This is a genomic window from Asanoa ferruginea, from assembly GCF_003387075.1.
Lineage (GTDB): Bacteria > Actinomycetota > Actinomycetes > Mycobacteriales > Micromonosporaceae > Asanoa > Asanoa ferruginea.
In genome coordinates this window covers 5,369,557-5,394,626 of sequence record NZ_QUMQ01000001.1, presented here as the reverse complement: position 1 = coordinate 5,394,626, position 25,070 = coordinate 5,369,557, and the positions used below count along the sequence as shown (strand labels likewise).

Sequence of the window (25,070 nt, the reverse complement as noted above, 5' to 3'; positions counted from 1 at the left end):
CCCCCAGCCGGAGTCGGGTGGTCGCCGGCTTCTGGCCGCTGACGCTGCTGCCTAGCGTCTTTTGTGTGATCGAACTACGTGAACTGACCAAACGGTACGGCCGCCGGGTCGCGGTCGACCGGCTGAGCTTCCGGGTCCAGCCGGGAGTGGTGACCGGCTTCCTCGGCCCGAACGGATCCGGCAAGTCGACGACGATGCGGATGATCCTCGGCCTCGACGCACCGGACCATGGCGAGGCGCTGATCGGCGGCGTCGCGTACCCCCGGTTGAACTGGCCGTTGAAATCGGTCGGCGCGCTCCTCGACGCCGGCGCGTTCCACCCCGGCCGCAGCGCCCGGGCACACCTGGCCGCGCTGGCCGCGAGCAACGACATCCCCGGATCCCGGGTCGAGCAGGTGCTGCGGGTCGTGGGCCTGTCCGACGCGGCGAGCCGGCGCGCCGGCACCTACTCGCTCGGCATGCGCCAGCGGCTCGGCGTCGCGGTCGCGCTGCTCGGCGACCCGGCCGTGCTCCTGCTCGACGAACCGGTCAACGGACTGGATCCGGAGGGCATCCGCTGGATCCGTGACCTGCTGCGCGGCCTCGCCGCCGAAGGCCGGACGGTGTTCGTCTCCAGCCACCTGATCGCCGAGATGGCGCTGACCGCGGACCGCCTGGTGGTCATCGGCCGCGGCCGGCTGCTGGCGGAGACGACCGTCGCCGACCTCGCCGCCGGCGACGACAGCCTGGAAGACGCGTTCTTCCGGCTCACCTCGGAAGCCACCGACTATCGCGGAGTGGGAGCGTCATGAGCGGGTACGGATTGCGGCACGCGGCCCGGATGGAACGGATCAAGCTGCGTAGCGTCCGGTCGACGTGGTGGCTGGCGATCGCGGCGGTGGTCGCGATGGCCGCGGCCGGTGCCGGGGTCGGGCTCGGCTATCGCTCGCACACCCCGGTCGCCACCGCAGCCCAGATCCTGAACAACAGCCTCGGCGGCGCCATCGTCGCCCAGTTGCTCCTCGGCGCGCTCGGCGTGCTGATGGTCACCGGCGAATACGGCTCCGGGATGATCCGCTCGACGCTGGCCGCGGTGCCGCGGCGCCGGTTCGTGCTGGCCGCGAAGGTCGCCGTCGGCGGCGGCGCGGCCCTCGGCGTCGGCCTGGTCGCGAGCTTCGCCGGCTACCTGAGTGGCCAGCTCGCCATCCGCGGCACCGCTATCCCGGCGGCGTCCCTCGGCGATCCGGAGATCCTGCGGCCGGTCGTGCTGACCGGCGTGTATCTGGGCGTCACCGCGCTGATCGGCGTGGGCATCGGGACGATCGTGCGGCATTCCGGCGCCGCGATCGGCACGCTGTTCGGCCTGACGTTCGTCCCGGTGATCGTGGCCGGCCTGTTCGGCGAGAGCGGAATCTCGGTCGGCCGCTTCATCCCGCTGCTGATGCTGCTCAACTCGATCGCGGTGACCTCACCCATCCCCGGCCTGTTCGCCGGCTGGGTCAGCACGCTGCTGATGTGCGGATATGCGGCCGTCGCGATCCTGTTCGGCGGTTTACTGCTCCGCCGTCGCGACGCGTGACCCGCGACAATGGGCCGATGACCGCGCTGCGCGCTCCGTTCACCACCCTGGCCCTGCGCCGGGCGGTGTTCTGCGTCGTCAGCGCGGTCAGCGCGGCCGCGATCCTGGCCGTGCCGGCGATCCTGCCGGCCCTCGGCGTCGTCGTCCTCTGGGCGACCGGCGCCATGTCCAGCCGGCCCGCACCCGTCGTCGCACCCGTGTTCCTGGTCCTGCTCCCGGTCACCATCGCGCTGCTGGTCGTGCTGGCCGCCCCGACGGGGCGCGCGATGGGAGCCGTGCACCGCTCGCTCGCGGCCCGGCTGCTCGACGTGCACGTGGACGGCCCGCCACCGCGGACCGGCGCCCGCTTCTCCGACGGGCCGGGCTGGCGGGCGGTCGGGTACGGCCTGCTCAAGGTGCCGCTGGCCATCCCCCAGGGCTACGGCGCCTTCTGCTACGTGTTCGGGCTGGTCAACCTGAGCTATCCGGTGTGGTGGCCGCTGTTCCGCAACCACCCGCCGGGCACCCGCCTCGGGCCGGTGTGGGCACTGACGCCGTTCGGCATGCTCAGCACGCGCACGTTCGCCGGAACGTTCCTCATCGCGGCGGCGGGGTTGGCCATGCTGCTGGTCGCACCGTGGTTGATGCGGGCCGGCACGACGCTCGACGTCGCCGCGATGCGCCGGCTGCTCGGCCCGCGCCGGCTCGCCGAGCGGGTACGCGAACTCCAGCTCAGCCGGGCCCGCGCGATCGACGACGCGGCCGCGATGATGCGCAGGTTGGAGCGCGACCTGCACGACGGCGCGCAGATCCGGCTGGCCACGCTGGCGATGAACCTCGGCATGGCCACCGAGAAGCTCGGTGCCGAGGGGCCGCCGCCCGACCTCGCCCAGGCCCGCGAACTGGTCACGCTCGCCCACCGCGGCGCCAAGGATGCCCTCGCCGACCTGCGCGACCTGGTGCGCGGTATCCACCCGCCGGTGCTCGACAACGGTCTCGGCGACGCGCTGGCGACGCTCGCGACGAGCAGCGCCATCCCGGTCACCGTGCGGGTCGACTTGCCAGACCGACCGGCGCCCGCGATCGAGACCATCGCCTACTTCTGCGCCGCCGAGTTGCTCGCGAACGCGGCCAAACACAGCCGGGCGAGCCACATCGCGCTCGCCGTCGTCTCGTCCGCGCGCCTCACGCTGACCGTCGAGGACGACGGCGTCGGCGGTGCCGATCCCGACGGTCCCGGCCTGTCCGGCCTGGCCCGCCGCATCGGTGTCGTGGACGGGCGGATGCGCGTGCACAGTCCGGTTGGTGGTCCGACCCGGGTGGAGATCGAACTGGAGGCGGCGGCATGCGGGTCGTGATCGCGGAGGATGCCGCAATGATGCGCGAGGGGCTCGTCCGGCTGCTCACCGACCGCGGTTTCGAGGTGTCCGCGGCGGTGGCCGACCCCGACGCCCTGCGGTCCGCGATCGCCGCCGACAAACCGGATGTGGCCATCATCGACATCCGGATGCCACCCACGCACACCGACGAGGGACTCCGCGCCGCGATCGACATCCGGCGCGACCATCCCGACGTCGGCGTGCTGGTGTTCTCGCAATACGTCGAGACCCGCTATGCCACCCGCCTGCTCGCCGACCGGCCGACCGGCGTCGGCTACCTGCTCAAGGACCGCGTCGCCGACGTCGCCGACTTCGTCGACGCGCTGACCCGGGTGGCATCCGGTGGCACCGCACTGGATCCGGAGGTGGTCGGCCACCTGATGCGGGCCGGGCAGCAGACCGCCGGGCTGGCGTCGCTGACGCCGCGGGAGCGCGAGGTGCTCGCGCTGATGGCCGAGGGCCGATCCAACGCCGGGATCGCGGCGGCGCTGGTCATCACGCCAGGAGTCGTGGAGAAGCACGTGGCCAACATTTTCGCCAAACTCGGCCTGCCGGCGTCGGACAGCGACAACCGCCGGGTGCTGGCGGTGCTGCGGCACGTCAGCGGCGGTGGGCGCGCACGATGAGGTCGGCGGTGTCGCGGGCGATGGTGCGCCGGCGAGCGGCGCTCAGCGGCCGGGTCCCGTAGGCGCTGGCCACCCGTCCCTCGGTGATCAGCAGGTAGGCGAACTGCCGCGCGGCGCGGGCCGGGTCGGGCACGTCGAGGGTGCCGGCTTCGGCGCAGCGGCGCAGATATCCGGTGAGGTCCTCCTCGAGGTAGGGGGCGGCGGTGTCGCCCCAGTGCCGGCCGAGTTCGGGGTGGTTGGTCATCTCGGCGATGGTGAGCCGGTGCAGCGCCGCGAGCGTCGGTGACAGCGCCATGCCGAGAATCCGTTCGCCTCTGCGGGTCAGGTCCCGCAGCGGGTCGCCGGTGTCGGCGACAGTGCTCGCCGCGCCGTCTTCGACGCCCTCGCGCGCGCCGGCCAGTGCGGCGAGGAACAGCGCCTGCTTGTCGCCGAAGTGCCGGTAGACGGTCTGCTTGCCCACGCCGGCGGTGGCGGCGATGTCGTCGACGCTGGCGGCGTAGCCCGATTCGAGGAACGCCTCGATGGCCGCGTCGAGGATGGCGCGGCGTTTGGCCGCCGACTGGGTGCCTGTCACGGACGCCATAGTACCCCTGCTAGACGAGACCGTCTCGTCTCGTCTACGGTCGGAACGAGACGAGACAGTCTCGTCTTCACGGAGGGGGAAACGACATGGACACGGATGTCGTTGTGGTCGGCGCCGGCCCGGTAGGGCTGCTGCTGGCCGCCGAGTTGAGCCTCGCGGGCGTACGCCCGATCGTCCTGGAGCGCCGCGCCGGGCCCAACGAGACGCCGAAGGCGCGCGGCATCGGCGTGCTGGCCGCCGAGGCGCTGCGCCGGAGGGGGCTGGGCGACCAACTCGACCGCGAGCACGAGAAGGGCCTCGCGGCGCTGGAGCGCGACCACGGCACCACCAAGACGCACTTCGCCTGGATCCACAAGGTCGACCCGGAGGCAGCCGACCCGGGCCGGCACGGCGCGCTGATCGCCCAGCCCGCCCTGGAGCAGGTGCTCCGGAGGCACCTGGCCGACCTCGGCGTCGAGGTGCACCACGGTTTCACCGTGACCGGCTGGGAGCAGAGCCCGACCGAGGTCACGCTGACCGTGCAGACGCCAAAGGGCGAGCGGCGGCTGTCGGCCGGCTATGTGGTCGGCTGCGACGGCGGGCACAGCACCATCCGCAAGCTGGCCGGCTTCGGTTTCCCGGGAACCCCGCCGCTGATGACCGTCCGCTACGCCAAGGCCGAGGTGGCCGGCCGCGACCTGCTGCCAGCGCCGGGACGGCTGGCGGGCGGCACACTGTTCCACGACGGCGACATGATCGCCACGTTCGACTTCACCGACGATGTCCCCGACCGGGACGCACCATTGTCGGCCGAGGAGCTGCGCGACAGCGTCCGCCGCGTCGCCAGCGTCGACGTCGCGATCACGGCCTTCCAAGGGGGTCTGCGCTTCACCGACCAGGCCCGGCAGGCCGACACCTACCGCCAGGGCCGCACCCTGCTTGCCGGTGACGCCGCCCATGTCCACTCACCCAACGGGGGCCAGGGACTCAACCTGGGCCTGATGGACGCCATGAACCTCGGCTGGAAGCTCGCCGCGACGGTCCGCGGGCAGGTGTCTTTGCTCGACTCCTACACCGACGAGCGGCATCCGGTCGGCGCCGCGGTCCTGCACAACACCCGGGCCCAATCGGCTCTGCTCCGGCCGGGGCCACACGTGGACGCGTTGCGCGACATCGTCTCCGACCTGATGGACCTGCCCGAGGTCAACCGGCACCTCAGCCGGCTGCTGTCCGGCACCGCGCACCGCTATCCATTGCCGTATTCAGCCGACCATCCGCTGACCGGATCGCACTGCCCGCCGCTGATCGTCAACCACACCACGCCGCTGGCCGATCTCGCCCGATCCGGCCGGCCACTGCTGCTGCATCCCGCCGCCGACGCGATCGACACCGGCGGCCGGGTGGACCAGGTCACGACGGCCTCGCTGGACCATGCCGACCTGGCCGCGGTGCTGCTGCGCCCGGACGGGGTGATCGCCTGGGCCGCCGCACCGGGCGAGGCTCTCGACCCGCCGAGCCTCCGTCAGGCCCTCGACACCTGGTTCGCGGCCTAGCTCTCGGTCGACAGCATTCCGGCGAGGAGGACATCGAGCGCCATGTCTCGCTGCTCGGGGGTGTCGGTCACCTTCGCCATGCGGAGGAACATCGCGACATCCTCGACGGTGAGGCCCTCGCGGAGGCCGCCGGCGGCGCGTAGCCGGATGGTCGCCGGTGCCACGACATTCTCCAGCAGTCGCAGGGCGTGATCGCGAGCGCGGCTGCTCGCGTACGCCAATTTGTTGAAAGCATCTGCCTCGGCCGTCGGCATGGTGCAGCTCTCGGTGAACATGGTGCGGAACGCCTCGCGTGGGTCGGGCATCAGCGCGGCCCGGTCGGCGGCCTCCTGTGCCGGGCGCATCATCTCGGTGAGCACCGCGTCGATCAGATCCTCTTTGCTCGGGAAGTGCCGGTAGAGGCTGCTCGCCGCCATGCCGGCCCGGCGCGCCACCTCGTCGAGCTTGACGTCGGGGCCGTGCTCCAGGAAGACCGCCATGGCCGCCTCGACCAGTCGCTGCCGGTTGCGCACCTGGTCTTTGCGCGGCGCCGGGGCCTGTGAGGCGGCTCTCATGTCGAAATGGTAGCACGACTCCGACTTCGCGTTAACGTGAAACGAGAGTTCCACTCCCACATCGACCTCGGAGAAGGCGGCACCATGCCCACCGAAGACACCATGCGCTCCGCACTGCACACCTACCTCGACGCCCTCAACAACCTCGACGTCGGCGCGGCCCTCGCCCTCTTCGCGAAGGGCAGCACGCTGGAGGACCCCGTCGGCACCGGCGTGGCTGACGCCCACGAGCGGCTGCCCATCATGTTCAAGCAGATTCCCGCGGGGAGCACGTTCAGCCTGGACACCCCGATCCGCACCTCGCACGGCGCCGCGGCCGCCATGGCCTTCAGCCTGCGGACGGTCGTCGACGGCATCCCCGTCCAGGTGCGATCGCTGGATGTCATGGAGTTCGACGACGATGGCCTGATCACCCACATGAACGCCTACACCGGACCGTCCGATCAGGAGTTCTCCCTGCCGGGCACGTTCGACGGCTTCGAACACGGCTACGCGGTGGCCAACGGGGTGCGGCTGCACTACGAGATCGGCGGTTCGGGCGAGCCGCTGGTCCTGCTGGAAGGATTCCCCCGCACCACGCACGCCCTGCACGGGATCATGTCGGAGTTGGCGAAGCACTACCGCGTCATCGCCGTCGACTACCGCGGTCAGGGCGGCTCGGACAAGCCCGCCGACGGCTACGACAAGAAGACCATGGCCAAAGACGTCTACGAACTGGTCCGCGGCCTGGGCTACGACAAGGTCAACATCGCCGGCGGCGACATGGGCGCGATGGTCGCCTACACCTTCGCCGCGAACTACCCCGAGGCCACCGCGAAGCTGGCGGTGTGGGACGGCGGACCGTTCGGCCCGTCGCACGCCACCATGCAGGCGTTCCCGCCGCCCGGTGCGGGAAACACCTGGTGGTATCCGCTCAGCCAGATCGACGACCTGCCGGCGAAGCTGCTGGCCGGGCGGTTCCGGCCGCTGGTCGACTGGGCGGTCGACCACTTCGCCGTCCACCCCGAGAAAATCACCGAGCAGGACCGGGAGATCTATGCCACGGCGTACGGGTCGCCCGAGGCGGTGACGGCGGCGTTCGGCACCTACCGCGCCTACCACCAGGACGTGGCCGACAACGCGACCTACCCGCGGCTGGCCATGCCGGTGCTGGTGCTGGGCAACACCGTCACGCTCCCGTTCCTCAGGTCGGAGCTGGCGGCCACCTTCCCCGACACAACGCGCTACGTGACCATTGAGGACACCGGTCACTACATCGCGGAGGAACAACCGGAGGCCCTTGCCACCGAACTGGCCAGGTTCTTCGGCTAACCGTTCTCCGTTGCCCAGGAACAGATGGCGGCCAGTGGTTCCTGGAGGGTCTTGCCGAGCGCGGTCAGCGCGTACTCGACGTGTTGTGGCGGTTTCTCTTTCAGGACGCGCCGCTGCACCAACCCGTCGCGCTCCATCTCGCGCAACGTCTCGGTCAGCACCTTCTGGGTGATCCCGGCGACGCGCCGACGCAGCTCGGCGTGTCGTTGGGGTCCGGCGAGCAGCGCGTAGATGACCAGCACCCGCCATTTGGAGGCGAGCCGCTCGAGCGCCTGCCGGGTGGTGCAGCCCTCTTCGAGCACGTCGGGTATCACCAGCGCCATGAGTTCCCCCGCTTGTTGGAAGGGCACCACGAAGTGCCTTCTGTCCGGCGAGCGCGGCGCGACCTAGCGTCGAGTCAACATTAGACGCCGAAGGGAACACCGCAACCATGTACCGGATCCACACCTACAGTGCCGCAGAAAGCGGTCTGCTCGTCAACAGCTACCTGGTCGAGACGGCCGACGGTGTCGTGCTGGTCGACGCGAACCTGCTGCTGTCCGACATCCGCGCCCTGGCCGCCCGCATCGCGGCGCTGCACAAGCCCTTGCTGGGCGCGTTCGTCACGCACGCGCACCCCGACCATTTCAACGGCCTGCCGATGCTCACCGGCGACAAGGTGCCGGTGTATGCGGCGACTGACGTGGCCGACACGATCGCGCGGATCGCCGACTCGAAACGCGAGCAATGGCAACCGGTGTACGGAGACGAGTGGCCCGACCACCACCGGGTGCCGGACCAACGACTGTCCACAGGGGATGTCGTGGAACTGGGTGGGCTGCGCTTCACGCTGCACTCGGTCGGGGCGGCGGAGAGCCACGCCGACTCCTACCTCACCCTCGACAACCATGCCTTCATCGGCGACCTGGCCTTCCACGGCACCCATCCATACACGGCGGACGGTCACACCGGCGACTGGCTGACGGCGCTGGACACGCTGACCGGAGCACTCGACGGCGCCACCCTCTATCCGGGTCACGGCGCCCCGGGCGACGTCGGCATGCTCGCGGACCAACGGCGCTACCTCATGATGTATCGGGAAACGGTCGGCCGCATCGCCGCCGGCGCGCCGACGCTGACCGACGAGCAACGCGACCAGTTGACCGGGGTAATGACCCGGTTCCTCCCGGACGCGCCCCTGACCTGGATGATCGGCCTCGGCGCGGACGCGGTCGCCGCGGAACTGGTGCCGGCGTGAACCCCGACCTTCGTTGTACGGTCTTGTGCCATGGCTGATCAATTGAGGATCCCCGGTGTGCCGTTCCCGCTCGTGCCCTCGGCCGCGGAGCTCTGGCAGGTCGACGAGACGACCGGCGCGGTGACGGTGTCGGCGCAGCCGCGCACCGACATCTTCATCGACCCCGCTGGGTCGGCCGACCCCATGCTCAACGCGGCCACGCTGCTCGGCCCGGCGCCGGCGGGTGACTTCCAGTTCAGCGCCCGGGTCACGGTGAGCTTCGCGGCCACGTTCGACGCCGGCGTGCTGCTGGTCTGGCTCGACGAGCGGCGCTGGGCCAAGCTGTGCTTCGAATACTCGCCGGCGGCCGAGCCCATGATCGTGTCGGTCGTCTGCCGCGGTGTCGCCGACGACGCGAACGCCTTCGTGGTGGCCGGCCCGTCGGTGTGGCTGCGGGTGTCGCGGCTCGATCGGGTCTACGCCTACCACGCCTCGGTCGACGGCGAGACCTGGCAGTTGATCCGCGTGTTCAAGCTCGACGACGAGACCGCAGGCGACCGGATCGGCCTCGAGGGCCAGTCACCGACCGGCGAGGGATGCGGCGCGACCTTCGACGAGCTCCGCTTCGCACCCGAACGCCTCGGCGACCTCCGCGACGGCTCCTAGGGACGGATCAGAAGGGTGGCGCGTCTTCGCCCATCAGCGCCAGGATGACGCCGCCCTTGCCGGTCTTGAGGCTCTGCACCACGACCTTGCCGGTGCTGCCGTCGGGCAGTTCGAGCGTGAAGGTCTTCCCGACCGCGTTCTTGGGGCCGTTGCCGGCGTCGTTGGCGACCCGGAAGTCGCCGGCCCACGGTGGGGTTCCGCCCTTGCGCGACGGCTCGGCGAAGAGCGCGGCGGTGCCGGCGGTCCTGGTGCCGTCAGAGGAGAGAAGCGTCGAGGCACTGCGAAAGGTAGCCATATGCAGCGAGGGTATCGCGGACCCGCCGCATTCGGGCCGCTGAAGCCCGTCGCGGCGCGAAACGGCGCCGAACCGCAACCGGCGGGGCATGGTGGAGCCATGGAGGTACTCAGCAGCCGCATCCTGCTCCGCCCGACCGATCGCCAACGCAGCCAGCACTTCTACCGCGACATCCTCGGGCTCGCCGTCTACCGCGAGTTCGGTCCGCCGCAGGAGCCCGGGCTGGTCTTCTTCCTCGGCCAAGGGCTGCTCGAAGTGTCCGGCACCGGCGAACCGGCCGGCTCACTACAGATCTGGTTGCAGGTCCGTGACGTCCGGGCCGAGCACGAGCGGCTGGTGGCGGCGGGGGTCACCGTCATCCGCGAACCCCGGTCAGAGCCATGGGGGCTGATCGAGATGTGGATCGAAGACCCGGATGGCGTACGAATCGTGCTCGTCGAAATCCCCGCCGACCACCCGCTGAGGCGCGACCCCAGGTGAGCTGACCGGAGTTGGCGGGGGCAGCGAGGCCGCACTTACCAGGCTAGGTTGGGTGGGCTGGTGGCAGGCTGCGGCGAACAGGGGTCCCCTGGATGGAAGACGCGCTCGACGGGTTGGCGGAGCTCCAACGGCTTCGCCGTGAGGCTGACGACCTCAATCGTCGCCTCGCGGTTGGGCATCAGCGGGCCGCTGGATCGTCGGCCTGGGACCCGGCGCAGGCCGTCCGGGTGGTCCTCGACCAGTCCGGCCGGATCGAGGCGGTCGAGGTCGCCCCGGAGTGGGCGAGACGCGTTGGTGCGGACCGGTTGGGCACGGCCGTTGTCGCCGCGGCCGACGCGGCCACCCAGCGCTGGTCAGAGGCATGGGCAGGCGGCATCGACGAGGCCGACCAGACCGACACCGCGCCACGCGACGCGCCTGCGCCCCAGCAACCGGCCGGCCGCCTGTCGCCCGACTACGCGCGCGGCCTGTTCTATGTGCTCAAAGACTCCTTCGCCCAACTCGACCAGCTCGCCGCCGAAGCCGAACGCAATGCCCGCGAAGGCCGGACCACCGCCGACGAGCAGGGCCACGTGACCGTGACCGTCGAGGGGCAGCGCCTGAGCGCCGTCCGGCTCGACGAGGCATGGCTGACCTCGACCGGCGCCCAACAGCTGGGCGAGCAGATCACCGCCGCGGTCAAGACCGCGTTCCACGACGATCGTTCGCTGCGGGCATCGTGGCCGTTCAGCGAACTCGACCGGATGACCGCCGACCCGGCCGCCCTGTTCGCCAACCTCGGCCTAGCCGGCCGCGACCCGAGAGGAGAGCGCTGAGATGCCACCACCCGGTTCGGAGAAACTGAAGGTCTCGATCGACGCGCTGCGCCGCGACGCGGGTGTCTGGGACGCCTCCGCCGACATCCTCCGCGACGCCGCGGCGGTCGGTGCCCGGCTCGATCTCGCGGCGCTGCACTTCTCCTACATCGGCGACCAGGTCGGCCTCGTCGACCTCTACCAACAGCTTCAGGACCGGCTCGTCCGGCTCCTCGGCGAGGGCAGCACCGCGTTCGAGGCGCTCGCGTCCGGGCTGCGCACGGCCGCCGACGGCTACGAGCAAGACGAGCTCAACAACGTGCACAGCCTCAACAACATCTACTGAAATGGGGCCCGCCCGGTGACCACCCCCATGCCGCTCGGACCCTTGCCCTTGTCACAGGGCGAGTTCGACGAGCTGATCAGGACCATCGACGAGGGCATCCGCCGGGTCGAAGGACTCGCCAACGGCCTCATCGACCGCGTCAACGACGCGCTGCGGTTCCTCGGACCCTTCGCACAGGGCGCGCTCGACCTGCTCGGCAGGTTCCGCGACCTGATGATGAAATTCTTCTCCGAGGTCGGCAAGTTCTTCACCCGCTGGGGCGTGCCGTGGACCCTCTACGACCACGGGCAGACGTGGACCCGTGAGGTCGGCGGGCCCGTCCACGAGCAGACCAACAAGGTCGAGGCGGGGCAGATGCTCGTCGACGACTATTGGGTCGGCACCGCCGCGACGGCCTACACCGGAATCCTGCCGCTCCAGGCCAAGGCTCTTGCCGCCATCAAGGCGGCCACCGACGACCTCGACGACGCGCTGTGGAAGATCGGCGCCGGGATCATCGCCTTCTGGCTGGCTATCGCCGCGGCCCTCATCCCGTTGATCGTCGAGCTGATCGCCGAAGCGGCCGTCGCGCTGGGGATCGTCACCGCGCCCGCCGCGGCCGGTGCGGCCGCCGCGTCCACCGCCAAGGCGATCGCGCTGGTGACGGCCGCGGTGACCCTGTCCATCGCCTACCTGACCACGCTGTGGACCGAGATGCGCGACCTCGACCAGCGCCTGCACAACAGCGACGGCCTGCCCGGCGGCAAGTGGCCCACGCTGGTCTCCGACATCTCCAACGGCCGCGTCCACGACAGCGGGAAGACCCTCGACTGGAACATCAAGTCGTGAACGCGCCGGAGTTGCCCAACCCGGCCAGGGCCAGGCGCGGCGCCCGGCGCACGGTCGTCGCCGGTATCGCCGCGCTCATCCTGCTCACCGGCTTCACCGCCGGCGGCATCGCCATGCTCGCGGCCGGCGAACTGCCCGGCCTGCCATTCGCCGTGGGTGGCCTCGCCGCGCAACTCGCCGTCCTCGTGCTGGTGGTGACCGTCCTACGGGCCCGCTCCGGCGACACCAACTCCCGACCCCAGCTCGAGTCGGCCGGCGCGGCGTTCAACTTCCTGCGCAGAGCCCTGCTGGTTGTGCTCGTCGCGCTGGTCGCCTACGCCGTGGTCCGTGCGGTGCTGGGCGACTACTGGACCCTGATCACCACCGCGGTCATCGGCGTCGTCCTCCTGCTCCTCCACCGCGGCGCGCGCCGCCTGCAACGCGGCATCAACCGATAGCAGCAGGCTCACGACCGTCAGCGTGTCGCGACGAGCAACACGTAGCCGCGGACGCGCGCCGGCCGCAGCACCGCCCGCGCCCAGGCCGGCACCAGTGGCGCGCCGGTCGGCGCGTCGAGTTGGCGCACCTCGCCCACCGGATGGCGTTGACCGGCGCGGGTCAGCGCCACTCCCCCGGCTCCCCGGGCGTTCCGCAGCCACTGCACGTCGTCGCCGTAGATGAGCGCGACCACCCAGCCCTCGGGTGCCGGAAACGCCATCACCGGCGTCTCGTAGGACCGTCCGGAACGGCGGCCGACATGGTGGATGACGGCGAGCGGCCACACCCGGCGCGCCACCGGCACGATGAACGGGTTGACCGTGCGGCCAACCTTGCGGAACGAACGCGGCACCGGCATGAGAAAAACCTACGCGGACACCGTGAGCTGCGACACAACATCGCCACAAGGCGCAAAGACCGGTCACTCCGAACAGTGCAGGCGCGCTCCGACCTTCGGCTCGGTCACGACGCCGAAGTCGTCGTTGACGATCGTGCCGCCGGCCACGCACCTGTCGATCTTCACGTTCCGCACGTTCGGGTGCTTCAACCAGACGGAGAACACCTCGTCGTGCTCGGGCGTGCTGTCGGGCACGACATGCACGGTGATCGTCCGCGCCGCCAGGTCACCCTCCGCATACTGGATCGAGCCGAACCCGGCGACCACATCGGATGGCCCGTTGGTCTCGGTGCCGCCGATCTCGAACGGCACCACCATCGCCACACCGCAGCCGCTGCTGCGCACCTGGAACACCAACTGGTTGTCGGCCGGCACGTTCCCCTCGGCACCGCTGGCGTCGCTGATATACAGGTGCCGAGGCCCGGTGCAGGCATCGCCCTTGCCCGTCAGGTTCGGCGCGCCCTGCCCAAACCCCGCCACCAGACTCACCGCGATCGCGGCCACCATCGCCTTGCCCATCGCCATCCCCCTCCTCGGTCGTGACCCCCATGTCTAGGCGGCGCCGGTTGTGAAACTGTTGTGGCCGTGCCCACCACGCTCGCCCGCCGCGTCTACGAGATGTGCCACCTGACCGGATCGTTCCGCCTCCGCTCCGGGCAGGTGAGCGACGAATACTTCGACAAATACCTGTTCGAGGGCCAGCCCGACCTGTTGCGCGAGGTGGCCGAGGCGAGGGCCGGCGCGTCGTCGTGGTCGAAGACGTGGTGACCACCGGCGGAGCGTTGCTGGCGTCGTGCCGGCTGTTGCGGGCCAACGGCGCCCGGGTCGACTCGGTGGTCTGCGCCATCGATCGCGAGCAGGGCGGACGGGAAAACCTGGCGGCCGAGGCGCTCGAGCTTTATGCCGCTCTCACCCGGCGTGACCTGTGAACCCGGCCCGCCGCGTCATCGTGGCCCTCGATTTCGATTCCGTCGACGACGCCGAGGCGATCGTCGACCGGCTCGGTGACGCTGGCCAGTCATACAAGGTGGGCCTGGAACTGCTGACCACCGCCGGTCCGGCGTTGGCGGCCAGGCTGGCCGGTGAGGGCAAGGACGTCTTCATGGATCTCAAGCTGTTCGAGATCCCGACCTCGGTCGCCGGTCCGGTCCGTGCCGCGGGCCGGCTGGGCGCGACCATGGTGACCGTGCACGCCATGGGAGGCCCGACAATCATGGAAGCGGCCGTCCGCGCAGCCGCCGACTTCCCGCAATTACGCGTCATCGCCCTGACGGTCGTCACCAGCGTCACCGGAGCCGACCTCGCCGCCGTCGGGGTGACCGCCACGGTCGAGGAGCAGGTGACCCGGCTGGCCCGGCTGGCCCAGCGCGCCGGCTGCCACGGAGTGGTCGCCTCACCCCAGGACGCGGCGGCCCTGCGCGCCGAACTCGGCCCGGACCCGCTGATCGTCACGCCCGGAGTGACCTTGGCGGGCGAGACGACCACGGAGCACGCTCGCCCGGCTCACCCGTCGGCCGCGATCCGCGCGGGCGCGACGCACGTCGTCATCGGCCGGTCCCTGACCCGGGCACCAGACCCGGCCGCCGTCCTCGCCCAGCTCCAACACGAGTTGGGTTAGCCTGGCGCACGTGCGGATCCGGCTGCGGCACCTGCGAATCGGCGCGCAGACTTTCACGTGGCGCGCGGTGATCGGTCACCTGCCGGGCAACGGCGACTGCCACCGATGGATCCGCGTGCGGGTCTGGGGCGCGGGCAAGACCAGCCAGGCACTCCAGGCCGATCTGCTGTCGGTCACCGGCCCCTCGCCGTGGAGCGCCTGCGCGACCGACGGCGGCTATCCCACACCGTCCGACGTCCGCGCGATCGTCGACTATGCCCTGACGGTCGGGTGGCGGCCGGCGGCGCGGGGCGGCACGTTCGTGCTGTCCGAACGCGAGCATGCGGCGCGCTTCTCGCTGCCCGGCTTCATCCTCACGGACCGCAAACACTCACCGGAAGCCGCCGACCCGACCGCCCGAGTCAAGAGTGCCTACGAGGCGCGGGCCCGCAGCCTGAGGTAGAACGACGTGGCCCAGGCCGCACCCACCGCCTGCCCGATCAGCAGCGCACGTAGGTCGCCGGTCGCAGCGGAGACGGCGTTGGTGGCAACGATGACGACCGGCGCCGCCACTGTCCACATGAGCCAGACGTGGTCATGGTCGGCGGCGAACCGCCGGGCGAATGCCACATAGGCGATCAGGCCCGCGATGCCGGCGACCGCGGGCGCCAGCGAATGGACCGTGCCGTGCCAGGTGACCGCGTCGGGCACGCCCGCCGGATAGCCGTTGATGGGGTCGGCGGGGAAGATGCCGGCCAGAATCAGCGCCACACCGCCCACCCCGATCAGGCGCGGGCCCCAGGTGCTCGCCCGGCCAGGAGTGAGCGCCCGCCGCAGACCGACGGCGCCGGCCAGGGTCAGCACGCCGTACCCGATGAAGTTCGTGATCTGCACCCAGCCCAGCTCACCGAGCGCCAGCGAGCTCAGGGGATGCCGGCCAGGATCGAAACCACCCCGGGTGTACGCCTGCGCCAGCACCCCGGCCACGAACAGCGGGCCGCCGACCGCGCCGGCGGCGAGCAGCGAGCGGGTCGTCGCCGGTCGGGTCGCCGGCAACGACACCGCCGCGGTCACGAGTCCATCTCCTTGCCCGTCTCCAGCAGCGTTTTGAGGCCGCTGAGGGTCCACGGCCAACCGCCGCCGGCGCCCATCGCCTCGTAGTCGCCGCGCATCAGAGCCGCCAGGCCCGGGGCGCCAGAAAGGTCGTGGGTGACGGTCAGGGTGCAGACGCCGTTGTCGCGTTCGTCGATCTCGTAGGTCAGCCTGCTGAAACCCTCGGCCGCGAGCCCCGGGTCCATCAGCATGCGGAAGGTCTGCACGAGCCGGCGGGGCGGGTCGGCCTCGACGACCTCGCCGTCGACGGCCACTTCCGGCACGCCGCGCGCGATCATGCCCTCGTTGGCCCGGCCCTTGAACGCGCCGCCGGGGCGCAGGTCGTAGTCGCTCAGGCCGCGATGGCCGTAGCGCGCCGTCCATTCCGGCTTCGTGATGGCGTCCCAGATCGCGTTGGCGGTCGCCTTGATGTAGACGCGATGGACCTGCACGATGTCGCTGTCACTCATCAGGTTTCTCCAGCTCAGTCTTCAACTCCGCCAGCGCCGACGCCTGGCGTTCGGTGTATTTGTCGATCCAGCGGTCGTGGATCAGCCGGATCGGGACGGGGTTGAGGAAGTGCAGCTTCTCCCGGCCCGACCGGCGGGTGACCACCAGGCCCGCGTCTTCGAGCACGCGGAGGTGCTTCATCACGCCGAAGCGCGACATCTCCAGCCCGGACTCCAGCTCGGTGAGCGTGCGGCCGTCACGCGCGAAGAGCAGGTCGAGCAGGAACCGCCGGGTCGGGTCGGCGAGCGCCTTGAACACCTCGTCCACCGCCAGAAGATATGTGACCCATTGGTCACATGTCAACGGGCTCGCGGTCGCGGAGGGCGTTGAGGAGCGCGGCGGGCACCTCCGGGTCGGCGACCGTGACCGCGAACCGGTGCCCGTTGGTGAGGTCGAGGACCAGGCCGGGGCCGGAACGGGTGACGAACGCGGACCTGTCGGGAACGACGATCCGGTATCCCCAGCCGCCCCAGCGGAGCGGATCGATGTGCTCGACGGAAGCGCGGGCGATGCGGTGCAGCGGGATGCGCTTGAACGGCAGGCGCAGCAGGCCCGCGGTCAGCCGCAGGCCACGGCGGTCGGCCGAGACCCGCACCTCGGCCAGGGTGAGCAGGACCGCGGCCGGAATCACCAGGATCGCCCAGGTCCACGGTCGCGGTGCGATGGTCGCCGTGGCGAGGGCGCCGACCAGCAGGGCCGCAGCGGCGGCGCCGATCAGCAGCGGCGAACGCAGCACGGTCGTCCACGCTGCCTGCTGGGTCGGGCCGAGCGGCATCGCGTCGGGCGTGACGCTCTCGAACGGCTCGCGGGTCGCCGGTTGCGGGCCGGCCAGCGCGTACACCGGGATTCCGTAGGCGAGACCGAGGAAGAACCAGACCAGACCCCAGCCCAGGCGCGCGTCGGCGGCCGATCCCGCGCCGGCCGTCGCGGCCGCGATCACGAGCCACAGGCCGGCCGCGGCGCCGCCGACGCCACCGGCGGCGCCGAGCAGCAGTCGGGACCCGAGGCCGAACCGCTTCGCGGTGGCCGCCGCCGCGATGGCCACAGCGCCGGCGAGCAGCGTGGCGGCCAGCGTCACCGTCCACGTTGTGTTCGTGCCGGTGAAGCCGTTGGGGCGGCCGGACGTGCCCCAGTGCGTCGCCACGGTCGCCGGCAGGTCGTGCCAGCGGCCGGGTGGCGATGCGAGCAGCACACCGGCGGGCACCCAGCTGGCGATCGCCGCGAGGGCGGCGCGAAGACGTGGCGTCATGACTACAACTCCTTGATGAGCGCGGTGATGTCGTCGTCGCCCAGGCCGAGCCGGCGGGCCTCGGTGACGAATGCGCGGGCCAGCTCGGTCAGCCTGATCCGCTCGGCGCTGACGTGCCGGCGGACGACGGCGCCGCGGCCCCGGCGCAGGTCGATGAGGCCCTCGTCGCGAAGCTGGGCGTAAGCGCGCAGGACCGTGTGCATGTTGACCTCGAGCGCCGTCGCCAGGTCACGGGCCGGCGGCAACCGCTCGCCGGGCTCGATCTCGCCGCGGGCCAGGCCGCCGCGCACCTGGCCGGCGATCTGGTCGGCCAATGCCAGCGGCGACGCGTGGTCGACCGTGAACAGCATGTTCGCATAGTAATAGAACAACCAGGTCGCCGACAAGCCGGACCGCCTGCGTCGGGGCGCCACGGGGAGGAGGCTGGAAGTGAACCGTGGCGCCGCCGCGACGGTGCCACCCCCGACCTCGCACGGAGGGAAACATGTACGCGCGTTCTTCGACCATGCTTGCCCGGACGTCTTCGCTCGACCGCGGCATCGCGTTCCTCGGCAACGAGGTGATGCCCCAGATGCTCGCCATCGAGGGCTGCGTCGGCATCTCGCTGTTGGTGGATCGGCAGACCGGTCGCTGCGTCGCCACGTCCTCGTGGCAGAGCGAGGAGGCGATGCGCGCGAGCGAAAGCCCCGCGTCGCCGATCCGCAAGCGCCTGATGAGTGCTTTCGGCGCGACCGGCGTCACCAACGACGAATGGGAAGTCGTGGTCATGCACCGCGAGCACCGCTCCGCTGACGGTGCTTACGCCCGCGTCACCTACCTGCGGGCCGACCCGGCCCGTGCGGACCAGTCGATCGAGACCTTCAAGTCGCTCCTGCCGGCGATCGAAAGCTCCCCCGGGTTCTGCAGCGCCAGTCTGCTACTCAACCGGGAGACCGGCCGGGCCGCCTCGAACGTGGTCTTCGACAGCATGAGTGCCCTCGACCAGACCGGGGCGCAGGCCGAAGGACCGGAGATCATCGAGGTGGCCGACTTCGAGCTCGCGCTGGCACACCTGCGGGTGCCCGAACTCGTGTGAGCCACGCGGTTGGGGTCCCGCCAGAGACGCGGGACCCCAGCCGATGTCGTCGTCGATCAGTCGAGTTCCCGCTTGTCCTCGTTGGGCAGAGCGGCTTCGATGTGCTCTTTGCGCACCTCGCCGCGAACGGTCTGTTGCTCGGTCACGGTCTCCTTGACCATCCGAACCCGTTCGACCGGGATGGTCTCCTTGTTGATGACCGCCCGCTCGGCGAACAGCTCGACGTCGAGTTCAGACTCGGTGAGCCCTTGCGTCGCCGCCGACCAGTTTTCCCCGGTGATCGGTTCCCGCACGAGGCGGACCTCTTCGTGGGACACCGGCACGGTCATCTGCTGTTCCTCGGTCACCACATACTTGCGTAGGTGTGCGACGCCGATGCGTTCCCGCTCGGTGCCGACCGTGAGCCGCTCCTCCGAGCGGGTCATGATGTCGTCGGCCGTGGCCCGGTTGTCGGCCACCGACCGGTCGTCGACCACGTCGTCGGCGGTGTATCCGCCGGCGGCGCCGGAGGACCGTGCGGAGGCCTGGCCACTCGCAGCCTGGCCGCTCGCGGCCTGTCCACTGTGGAAGTCCTGGCCGTAGTAGTCGTAGAGCTGGGCGAACTCGTTCGCCGCGAGCGGTTCGGTGGTCGACCCGTCGATGCGTGGCGCGTCCCTCACCTGCGACTTGTTGAACGGCACCATCAACCGGCCCCGCCGCAAGTTAGCGTCCGCGAGCGGAACCATCGACTCCTTCGCCCCGAACAAGCCCGTTTTCACGCTGGCCCAAGCGGGCGCGCCGCTCGGGTCGCCCCAGATATGTCCGACAGTGCCGATCTTGTCGCCAGAGCTGCCGTACACGTCGCGGCCGGTCAGCTTGGCGGCGTCTTGACTGGTGATCATGTCGTACTCCTCTCTCACCGCCGTTACCCGCCAACTGCGTGAAACCACCTATTGTCGAGAGTGTGCTGAAATTTCCTAAGAGTCGGGCTTGCGCCGATGATCAAAGGTAGGGTGTCATTCGCGGTCGAGCTGTCGCAGGTTGGTTTGTGCGAGTTCAACGATCTCGTCGGCGTTGCCGGACAGGATCGTGCGGGTGGCATACAAGGTGAAGCCCTTGATCTGCCCATACGTCACCTTCGGCGGCAGTGACAGCTCCTGGCGGGCGGTGCGCACGTCGACCACCGCGGGCCCGTCGTGGGCGAGGGCGTCGCGCAGCCCGGCTTCGAGCTCGTCGGCGGTGTTGACCCGCACGCCGAACAGCCCCGCCCCGGTGGCGATCGCGGCGAAGTCGGAGTCGGACAGCTCGGTGGCGTAGGTGATGATGCCCCCGGCCTTCATTTCGAGCTCGACGAACGACAGCGCGGTGTTGTTGAACACCACGATCTTCACTGGCAGCCGTTGCTGGCGCAGCGTGAGCAGCTCGCCGAGGAGCATCGCCAGCCCACCGTCGCCGGACATCGCGATCACCTGCCGCTTGCGGTCGGCGGCCTGGGCACCGATCGCCTGTGGCAGCGCGTTGGCCATGCTGCCGTGGGTGAACGAGCCGATCAGCCGGCGGCGGCCGTTCATGTGCACGTAGCGGGCGGCCCAGATCGACGGCGTCCCGACGTCCACAGTGAACACCGCGTCGTCGGTGGCGAGCCGGTTGAGCATCGCCGCGACGTGCTGCGGGTGCAGCGGGCCGCTGCCGCGGCCCGGGTCCGCGAGTCGGTCCAGCCGGGCCCGGGCCCGGTGGTAGTGGGCGGTCATCCGGTCGAGGTGGGTCGTGTCGGTCTTCGGCGTGATCAGCGGCAGCAGCGCGTCGACGGTGTCCTTGACGGTGCCGACCAGCGGGACCCGGACGGGCACCCGGCGGCCGATCCGCTCGCCGCGCACGTCGACCTGGACCACGGGCACGTTGTCGGGATAGAACGGGCGGTAGGGAAAGTCGGTGCCGAGCATCAGCAGGGCATCGCAGTGCTCCATCGCCCGATAGCCGGAGCTGAACCCGATAAGACCGGTCATGCCGACGTCGTACGGGTTGTCGTGCTCGACATACTCCTTGCCGCGCAACGCGTGCACGGTCGGGGCCTTGAGCGCGCCGGCGATGGCGACCAACTGCTCGTGCGCCCCGGCGCAGCCCGCACCGGCCAGGATGGTCACCTGCCGAGCCTGGTTGAGGACCTCCGCCGCGGCGGCGAGCGACGCGTCGTCGGGCCGGATCACCGCTTGCGCCCGCCGCACGGCGGCCGGCCACGGACCTGTGCCGGCGTCGGCGAGGAACAGCTCGCCGGGAATGACCAGCACGGCGACACCGCGGCGCTGCAGCGCGGCCCGCATCGCCATCTCCAGCAGTCGCGGCACCTGTTCCGGGATGCTGGCCAGCTCGCAGTAGACGCTGCATTCGGCGAAGAGCTGCTGCGGATGGGTCTCCTGGAAGTAGCCGCTGCCGATCTCCGGGGCCGGGATGTGGGCCGCGATCGCCAGCACCGGGACGCCGCTGCGGTTGGCGTCGTACAAACCATTGATCAGGTGCAGGTTTCCCGGACCGCAGCTACCCGCGCACACGGCGAGCTGGTCGGTGACCGCGGCTTCACCGGACGCGGCGAACGCCGCCGCTTCCTCATGGCGCACGTGTTCCCACGCCAGTCCCCCGTCACGGCGCAGCGCATCGGTGAAGCCGTTGAGCGAGTCACCGGGAATGCCGTACACCCGCCGGACGCCCGAGTCCTTGAGCGTCGCGACCATCGCCTGAGCCACCGTGCGTGCCATCTGCGCTCCCCCGTTTCTGTTTGCCTTACCCGGCGCGTTCGGCGGCGACCTGCGCGCGCACCGCGGGCACGACCTCTTCCGCGAAGCGGGGCACCTGGTCGGCGCCCTCGCCCCAGAACAGGAACGTGTCGAACCCGTAGCCGACGGCCAGGTCGGTCAGCTCGTCGATCCACTGGTCGACCGGCCCCCGCAACACGCCTTCGCGTGCACCGCCGGTGATCTGGCCGTTGACGTTGAGCACCCGGCGGATCTCGCCCGGGCCGCGGCCCGCGGCGGCCGCGGCGTCATCGAGCCGCGCCGCGGCGGCCGCGAGTGGGGCGATCTCGCCGCGGAACGACGGCACCCAACCGTCGGCGAGCCGGCCGGCCAACGCGAGCGCGCGCGGTCCGTACACGCCGAGCCAGATCCCGATGTCGTGTGCCGGCACGGGTCCGGAGTGGACACCGGCGAGCCGGTAGTGCCGGCCGTCGAAGCGCAGGTTGCGCTCACCGCTCCAGACCAGCCGGATGACGGCGATCGCCTCCTCGAGCGCGGCGAGCGCCTCGCCGGGCGCGCGGCGCGGCCCGCCGTATCCCTCGATCGCGTCCCAGAACCCGCCGGCACCGAGACCGAGCTCGAAGCGGCCACCGCTGAGCACGTCGATGCTGGCCGCGGCCTTGGCCAGCATCGCCGGCGGCCGCAACGGCAGATTGGCCACGTCGGGGAAGACGCCCACCCGCGTGGTGACCGCGGCGATCGCGCTCAGCAGGGCGAACGTGTCGACGAACCGTCGCTGGTAGGGATGATCCTGGATGCCGATCCAGTCCAGGCCGCGCTCTTCGATCTCGCGCGCCGCGGCGAGCAGCGGCTCGCCCGCCGTGGGGACCAGGAAGGATCCGAACGTCAGACCGCGGCCATGGTCGGGCATTCCCCAACCGTAACCGCCGCGGTGCCGGCCCGTGGTCAGACCATCGCAGGATCGAGCGGCGGCAGGGCCTGCAAGCGGGCGGCATCACGGCCCGGCGGTGCGCCGAACAGCCGGCGGTATTCGCGGTTGAACTGGGTGGGGCTGTCGTAGCCGACGGCGCGGCCGACCGCGGCGATGTCGTGCGAGTCGGCGATCAGGCGGGTGCGGGCCTCCTGGAGACGGATCTGCTTCTGGAACTGTAGGGGGCTCATCGCGGTCACCGCGCGGAAATGGCGGTGGAACGAGGTGACGCTCATCCCGGCGGTCTTCGCCAGCTCCACTATGGGCAGTGGGTCGGCGTAGTCGGTGCGGATGCGCCGGATGGCCCGGGAGACCTGCGAAAGACGGCTGTCGGCGAGGCCGATCTGGCGGATGGTGCCGCCCTGCGCGCCGTTTATCAAGCGCCACAGGATCTCGCGCTCGATGGGTGCGGCCAGCACGGGGATGTCTTCGGGCCGGTCGAGCAGGCGGAGCAGCCGCAGGATCGGGTCGAGCAGGTCGCCGGTGGCGTCGCTGACCGCGATGCCGGCGGGGTCGGTGCGGGCGGCGGTCGGTGCCTCCAGCAGCAAAGACGCGATCCGGGCCGGGTCGAGGGTCAGGCCCATGCCGAGGAAGGGCTGGTCGGGGGCGGCCCGCACGACGTGACCGGTGACCGGGAGGTCGAGCGAGATGACCACGTATTGCCCGGGGCCGTAGTCGAAGGTCTGGTCGGCCAGGATCGTGCGCTTGAGCCCCTGGGCCACGAGGGCGAACGACGGCTGCGCCACCGCGGTCAACGGCTCGGTGGGTGCGAAGGACTCCATCACCAGCACACCGGGCAGCCGGGTCTGCCGGTAGCGGCCGACGGCTTGCCGGGAGATCAGGGTGCGGAGTTCGTCGAGCTGTTCCATACCTACCCGATAATTCCAACGGTGGAAGGATTAGGCAAGACGATGGAAGCCTTCGCCTACCGCCGCCCTTGGCCCCGAAGTCTACTAGGAGGCACACGAACGGAAGGGCCACAAAGCATGTCTCTCGATTCATATGTCACCCTCGGCCGGTCGGGACTGCGCGTCAGCCCGTTGACGCTGGGTGCCATGACCTTTGGTGAAGACCACGGCTGGGGCACGTCGGTCGAAGAGTCCGAGGCGATCATCGCCGAGTATCTGGACCGTGGCGGCAACTCCATCGACACCGCCAACATCTACACCAACGGCCACTCGGAGAAGATCATCGGCGACTGGTTCGCCGCCCGGCCCGGCCTGCGCGACCGGGTCGTCATCGGCACCAAGTTCTTCGCCAACCTCTTCGAGGGCGACCCCAACGGCGGCGGCGCCGGGCGCAAGTCGATCGTGGCCGCGCTGGAAAACTCGCTGCGCCGGCTGCGGACCGACTACGTCGACATCTACTGGCTGCACAACTGGGACCGCACCGCGCCGATCGAAGAAACCATGCGTACCCTCGACGACCTGGTCACGGCCGGCAAGATCCGCTACCTCGGCCTCTCCGACCTGCCCGCGTGGAAGGCCGTCGAAGCACAGCTCACGGCGCGGGCACACGGCTGGGCGCCGGCGATCGGCCTTCAGGCCGAATATTCGCTGCTGGAGCGCACCAGCGAGGGCGAGCTGATCCCGATGGCCCAGGAGCACGGTCTCGGCGTGCTGCCGTGGAGCCCGCTGAAGAGCGGCTTCCTGTCGGGGAAGTATTCGCGCCACCGCGCCGGCGCGGTCGACACCCTGCGCAGCGGGCTGGTCGGCGGGCCGAGCGAGAAGGACTACGACGTCATCGACGTGCTCGAGAAGGTCGCACAGGAGATCGGCGTCACCCCGGCGGCGGCCGCGCTCGCGTGGGTCCGCCAGCGGCCGGGCGTGACCTCGACCCTGGTCGGGGCGCGGCGGTTGGACCAGTTCCGGGCCAACCTGGCCTCGCTCGACGTGCACCTGAGCGACGCGCAGGTGGCCGTGCTCAACGAGGCGTCGGAGCCGTCGCTCAACTTCCCCGCCGAGAACAACCGGCTGCTCGCGCCGTCACTCGGCTTCGGCGGCGCCTCCGTCGACGGCGTGCGCAGCCCCGTGTCGCCGCTGCTGACGGCCAGCTCGGTGCGCTACTGACCGACCGGATGCTCGGTGGGCGGCCCTGCGCCGGCCGCCCACCGAGCAGGCAAAACCGTTGCTCCGGTTCAGCCGTTGGCGGCCCGCTTGATGAGGTCGGCCACCGCCTGGGGCTGGGAGAGGTAGATCGCGTGGCTGCCGTCGACCTCGACGACGGTCGAGCCGGCGCGCTCGGACATGGCCCGCTGCGCCGGCGGCGGGATCATGCGGTCTTCGGTCGTCACGAGATACCAGCTCGGCTTGTGGCGCCAGGCCGGTTCGCTGACCGCGCCGCCGAGCGCGTCCAGACCCCACGGCACCTGTGAGTCGGCGGCGAACTGGGCGTCCGCCGCCGGAATGTCACCGGCGAACGACGCGTGGAACTTGTCGCGGTCGAGGAACAGGAAACCGTTGTCCGGCGGCAGGATCGGCGGCACCGGGGCGCCCGGCGGCGGGTCGGCGATCAGCGTGTTCACGGACTCGCCCTTGTCGGGAGCGAACGCGCAGACGTACACCAATGCGGAGACCTTGTCGTGGGTCCCGGCTTCGCTGATCACCGCGCCGCCGTAGGAGTGTCCTACCAGGACTGTCGGGCCGTCCTGCCGGTCCAGGATCTGCCGCGTCGCCGCGGCGTCGCCGTCGAGTGACAGGGTGGGGTTCTGCACCACGCTGACCCGGAATCCGTCCTGGGTCAGCAGGTCGTAGACGGGCCGCCAACCGGATCCGTCGACGAACCCGCCGTGCACGAGCACGACGTTCGTTGCTGCTGGAGAAGTCAT

Annotated in this window: 33 protein-coding genes and 1 pseudogene; 18 read left to right on the top strand and 16 right to left on the bottom strand. The window is 70.6% G+C overall.

Features of this window, described 5'->3' with window-relative positions; genetic code table 11:
- Positions 1 to 65: 65 nt before the first annotated feature.
- Genes DFJ67_RS25355 through DFJ67_RS25340 form a run of 4 tightly spaced genes read left to right on the top strand, consistent with a single transcriptional unit; the run spans position 66 to position 3,542 of the window.
- On the top strand, positions 66 to 791 hold the full coding sequence (locus DFJ67_RS25355) for an ABC transporter ATP-binding protein (protein WP_116076639.1): 726 nt from the start codon (positions 66 to 68) through the stop codon (positions 789 to 791).
- On the top strand, positions 788 to 1,558 hold the full coding sequence (locus tag DFJ67_RS25350; RefSeq protein ID WP_116070303.1) for an ABC-2 transporter permease: 771 nt from the start codon (positions 788 to 790) through the stop codon (positions 1,556 to 1,558). Before DFJ67_RS25355 ends, DFJ67_RS25350 begins: the two co-directional genes overlap by 4 nt.
- A 17-nt stretch (positions 1,559 to 1,575) precedes the next feature.
- Positions 1,576 to 2,895, top strand: coding sequence for a sensor histidine kinase (locus tag DFJ67_RS25345; protein WP_116070302.1), 1,320 nt, complete (start codon positions 1,576 to 1,578; stop codon positions 2,893 to 2,895).
- A complete protein-coding gene (locus tag DFJ67_RS25340) occupies positions 2,883 to 3,542 on the top strand; it encodes a response regulator transcription factor (protein ID WP_116070301.1) in 660 nt (219 codons plus the stop codon). The genes DFJ67_RS25345 and DFJ67_RS25340 overlap by 13 nt, the downstream gene beginning before the upstream one ends.
- Here DFJ67_RS25340 and DFJ67_RS25335 read toward each other — a convergent pair.
- Entirely contained in the window at positions 3,517 to 4,116 is a 600-nt protein-coding gene (locus tag DFJ67_RS25335) for a TetR/AcrR family transcriptional regulator (protein WP_170215974.1), read from the bottom strand. The two genes, DFJ67_RS25340 and DFJ67_RS25335, sit on opposite strands and share 26 nt — an antisense overlap.
- 95 nt (positions 4,117 to 4,211) lie before the next feature.
- Between DFJ67_RS25335 and DFJ67_RS25330 the strand changes: the two genes are divergently transcribed.
- Positions 4,212 to 5,657, top strand: coding sequence for an FAD-dependent monooxygenase (locus tag DFJ67_RS25330; RefSeq protein ID WP_116070299.1), 1,446 nt, complete (start codon positions 4,212 to 4,214; stop codon positions 5,655 to 5,657).
- On the opposite strand, the gene DFJ67_RS25325 is transcribed toward DFJ67_RS25330, so the two are convergent.
- Positions 5,654 to 6,211 (bottom strand): TetR/AcrR family transcriptional regulator, encoded by a 558-nt coding sequence (locus DFJ67_RS25325; protein WP_116070298.1) that lies wholly within the window; start codon positions 6,209 to 6,211, stop codon positions 5,654 to 5,656. The genes DFJ67_RS25330 and DFJ67_RS25325 overlap by 4 nt on opposite strands.
- Positions 6,212 to 6,295: 84 nt before the next feature.
- Between DFJ67_RS25325 and DFJ67_RS25320 the strand changes: the two genes are divergently transcribed.
- Positions 6,296 to 7,522, top strand: a complete 1,227-nt coding sequence (locus DFJ67_RS25320; RefSeq protein ID WP_170215973.1) for an alpha/beta fold hydrolase — start codon at positions 6,296 to 6,298, stop codon at positions 7,520 to 7,522.
- Here the strand turns inward: DFJ67_RS25320 and DFJ67_RS25315 are convergent.
- Positions 7,519 to 7,845 (bottom strand): winged helix-turn-helix transcriptional regulator, encoded by a 327-nt coding sequence (locus DFJ67_RS25315; RefSeq protein ID WP_116070296.1) that lies wholly within the window; start codon positions 7,843 to 7,845, stop codon positions 7,519 to 7,521. The genes DFJ67_RS25320 and DFJ67_RS25315 overlap by 4 nt on opposite strands.
- 107 nt (positions 7,846 to 7,952) lie before the next feature.
- Between DFJ67_RS25315 and DFJ67_RS25310 the strand changes: the two genes are divergently transcribed.
- Both DFJ67_RS25310 and DFJ67_RS25305 read left to right on the top strand, forming a co-directional pair.
- Positions 7,953 to 8,759, top strand: a complete 807-nt coding sequence (locus DFJ67_RS25310) for an MBL fold metallo-hydrolase (protein WP_116070295.1) — start codon at positions 7,953 to 7,955, stop codon at positions 8,757 to 8,759.
- A gap of 30 nt (positions 8,760 to 8,789) precedes the next feature.
- On the top strand, positions 8,790 to 9,404 hold the full coding sequence (locus DFJ67_RS25305) for a DUF1349 domain-containing protein (protein ID WP_116070294.1): 615 nt from the start codon (positions 8,790 to 8,792) through the stop codon (positions 9,402 to 9,404).
- Between the two features lie 7 nt (positions 9,405 to 9,411).
- Here the strand turns inward: DFJ67_RS25305 and DFJ67_RS25300 are convergent, their stop codons facing one another.
- Complete coding sequence (locus tag DFJ67_RS25300; RefSeq protein WP_116070293.1) at positions 9,412 to 9,699, bottom strand: hypothetical protein; 288 nt, start codon at positions 9,697 to 9,699, stop codon at positions 9,412 to 9,414.
- 99 nt (positions 9,700 to 9,798) lie between these two features.
- On the opposite strand from DFJ67_RS25300, the gene DFJ67_RS25295 reads away from it, so the two are divergent.
- From DFJ67_RS25295 to DFJ67_RS25270, 5 genes are all read left to right on the top strand, one after another.
- A complete protein-coding gene (locus DFJ67_RS25295) occupies positions 9,799 to 10,179 on the top strand; it encodes a VOC family protein (RefSeq protein WP_116070292.1) in 381 nt (126 codons plus the stop codon).
- A gap of 92 nt (positions 10,180 to 10,271) precedes the next feature.
- On the top strand, positions 10,272 to 10,994 hold the full coding sequence (locus DFJ67_RS42860) for a hypothetical protein (RefSeq protein WP_170215972.1): 723 nt from the start codon (positions 10,272 to 10,274) through the stop codon (positions 10,992 to 10,994).
- A 1-nt stretch (position 10,995) separates the two neighbouring features.
- Positions 10,996 to 11,319, top strand: coding sequence for a hypothetical protein (locus DFJ67_RS25280; RefSeq protein ID WP_116070289.1), 324 nt, complete (start codon positions 10,996 to 10,998; stop codon positions 11,317 to 11,319).
- Positions 11,320 to 11,334: 15 nt separating this feature from the next.
- The gene (locus DFJ67_RS25275; protein ID WP_147315595.1) at positions 11,335 to 12,147 is read left to right on the top strand and encodes a hypothetical protein; all 813 of its coding nucleotides are present in this window, start codon (positions 11,335 to 11,337) and stop codon (positions 12,145 to 12,147) included.
- A complete protein-coding gene (locus tag DFJ67_RS25270) occupies positions 12,144 to 12,584 on the top strand; it encodes a hypothetical protein (RefSeq protein ID WP_116070287.1) in 441 nt (146 codons plus the stop codon). Before DFJ67_RS25275 ends, DFJ67_RS25270 begins: the two co-directional genes overlap by 4 nt.
- A gap of 17 nt (positions 12,585 to 12,601) precedes the next feature.
- Here DFJ67_RS25270 and DFJ67_RS25265 read toward each other — a convergent pair whose 3' ends face one another.
- Together DFJ67_RS25265 and DFJ67_RS25260 are read right to left on the bottom strand one after the other, a co-directional pair.
- Positions 12,602 to 12,982: a nitroreductase family deazaflavin-dependent oxidoreductase gene (locus DFJ67_RS25265; RefSeq protein WP_116070286.1), complete on the bottom strand. Its 381-nt coding sequence runs from the start codon at positions 12,980 to 12,982 to the stop codon at positions 12,602 to 12,604.
- A gap of 63 nt (positions 12,983 to 13,045) precedes the next feature.
- Positions 13,046 to 13,546, bottom strand: coding sequence for a hypothetical protein (locus tag DFJ67_RS25260; protein WP_116070285.1), 501 nt, complete (start codon positions 13,544 to 13,546; stop codon positions 13,046 to 13,048).
- Positions 13,547 to 13,606: 60 nt separating this feature from the next.
- On the opposite strand from DFJ67_RS25260, the pseudogene DFJ67_RS25255 reads away from it, so the two are divergent.
- The 3 genes and pseudogenes from DFJ67_RS25255 to DFJ67_RS25245 all read left to right on the top strand — a co-directional run bounded on the left by DFJ67_RS25255 (position 13,607) and on the right by DFJ67_RS25245 (position 15,081).
- Positions 13,607 to 13,950, top strand: a pseudogene (locus DFJ67_RS25255) (phosphoribosyltransferase family protein).
- Entirely contained in the window at positions 13,947 to 14,639 is a 693-nt protein-coding gene (pyrF, locus tag DFJ67_RS25250) for an orotidine-5'-phosphate decarboxylase (protein WP_116070284.1), read from the top strand. Before DFJ67_RS25255 ends, pyrF begins: the two are co-directional and overlap by 4 nt.
- Positions 14,640 to 14,649: 10 nt before the next feature.
- Positions 14,650 to 15,081, top strand: a complete 432-nt coding sequence (locus tag DFJ67_RS25245; RefSeq protein ID WP_116070283.1) for an integrase — start codon at positions 14,650 to 14,652, stop codon at positions 15,079 to 15,081.
- On the opposite strand, the gene DFJ67_RS25240 is transcribed toward DFJ67_RS25245, so the two are convergent.
- Genes DFJ67_RS25240 through DFJ67_RS25220 form a run of 5 tightly spaced genes read right to left on the bottom strand, consistent with a single transcriptional unit; the run spans position 15,051 to position 17,819 of the window.
- On the bottom strand, positions 15,051 to 15,692 hold the full coding sequence (locus DFJ67_RS25240; RefSeq protein ID WP_170215971.1) for a DUF998 domain-containing protein: 642 nt from the start codon (positions 15,690 to 15,692) through the stop codon (positions 15,051 to 15,053). The two genes, DFJ67_RS25245 and DFJ67_RS25240, sit on opposite strands and share 31 nt — an antisense overlap.
- Entirely contained in the window at positions 15,689 to 16,180 is a 492-nt protein-coding gene (locus tag DFJ67_RS25235) for an SRPBCC family protein (RefSeq protein ID WP_116070281.1), read from the bottom strand. The genes DFJ67_RS25240 and DFJ67_RS25235 overlap by 4 nt, the downstream gene beginning before the upstream one ends.
- A complete protein-coding gene (locus tag DFJ67_RS25230; RefSeq protein ID WP_203784015.1) occupies positions 16,173 to 16,487 on the bottom strand; it encodes an ArsR/SmtB family transcription factor in 315 nt (104 codons plus the stop codon). The genes DFJ67_RS25235 and DFJ67_RS25230 overlap by 8 nt, the downstream gene beginning before the upstream one ends.
- Positions 16,488 to 16,512: 25 nt before the next feature.
- Entirely contained in the window at positions 16,513 to 17,469 is a 957-nt protein-coding gene (locus DFJ67_RS25225) for a DUF1648 domain-containing protein (protein ID WP_116070280.1), read from the bottom strand.
- 2 nt (positions 17,470 to 17,471) lie between these two features.
- The gene (locus DFJ67_RS25220; protein ID WP_116076636.1) at positions 17,472 to 17,819 is read right to left on the bottom strand and encodes a GntR family transcriptional regulator; all 348 of its coding nucleotides are present in this window, start codon (positions 17,817 to 17,819) and stop codon (positions 17,472 to 17,474) included.
- A 134-nt stretch (positions 17,820 to 17,953) separates the two neighbouring features.
- Between DFJ67_RS25220 and DFJ67_RS25215 the strand changes: the two genes are divergently transcribed.
- Positions 17,954 to 18,544, top strand: a complete 591-nt coding sequence (locus DFJ67_RS25215; RefSeq protein WP_116070279.1) for a hypothetical protein — start codon at positions 17,954 to 17,956, stop codon at positions 18,542 to 18,544.
- 56 nt (positions 18,545 to 18,600) lie between these two features.
- Here the strand turns inward: DFJ67_RS25215 and DFJ67_RS25210 are convergent, their stop codons facing one another.
- From DFJ67_RS25210 to DFJ67_RS25195, 4 genes are all read right to left on the bottom strand, one after another.
- Entirely contained in the window at positions 18,601 to 19,425 is an 825-nt protein-coding gene (locus DFJ67_RS25210) for a PRC and DUF2382 domain-containing protein (protein WP_116070278.1), read from the bottom strand.
- Positions 19,426 to 19,539: 114 nt separating this feature from the next.
- Complete coding sequence (poxB, locus tag DFJ67_RS25205) at positions 19,540 to 21,276, bottom strand: ubiquinone-dependent pyruvate dehydrogenase (RefSeq protein ID WP_116070277.1); 1,737 nt, start codon at positions 21,274 to 21,276, stop codon at positions 19,540 to 19,542.
- A gap of 25 nt (positions 21,277 to 21,301) precedes the next feature.
- Positions 21,302 to 22,183 (bottom strand): LLM class flavin-dependent oxidoreductase, encoded by an 882-nt coding sequence (locus DFJ67_RS25200; protein WP_116070276.1) that lies wholly within the window; start codon positions 22,181 to 22,183, stop codon positions 21,302 to 21,304.
- A gap of 35 nt (positions 22,184 to 22,218) precedes the next feature.
- The gene (locus tag DFJ67_RS25195; protein WP_116070275.1) at positions 22,219 to 23,112 is read right to left on the bottom strand and encodes an AraC family transcriptional regulator; all 894 of its coding nucleotides are present in this window, start codon (positions 23,110 to 23,112) and stop codon (positions 22,219 to 22,221) included.
- Positions 23,113 to 23,229: 117 nt separating this feature from the next.
- Between DFJ67_RS25195 and DFJ67_RS25190 the strand changes: the two genes are divergently transcribed.
- Positions 23,230 to 24,312 carry an aldo/keto reductase gene (locus DFJ67_RS25190; protein ID WP_116070274.1) on the top strand — a complete coding sequence of 361 codons (1,083 nt, stop codon included), beginning with the start codon at positions 23,230 to 23,232 and terminating at the stop codon, positions 24,310 to 24,312.
- Between the two features lie 68 nt (positions 24,313 to 24,380).
- Here the strand turns inward: DFJ67_RS25190 and DFJ67_RS25185 are convergent, their stop codons facing one another.
- Positions 24,381 to 25,070 (bottom strand): alpha/beta fold hydrolase, encoded by a 690-nt coding sequence (locus tag DFJ67_RS25185; protein ID WP_116070273.1) that lies wholly within the window; start codon positions 25,068 to 25,070, stop codon positions 24,381 to 24,383.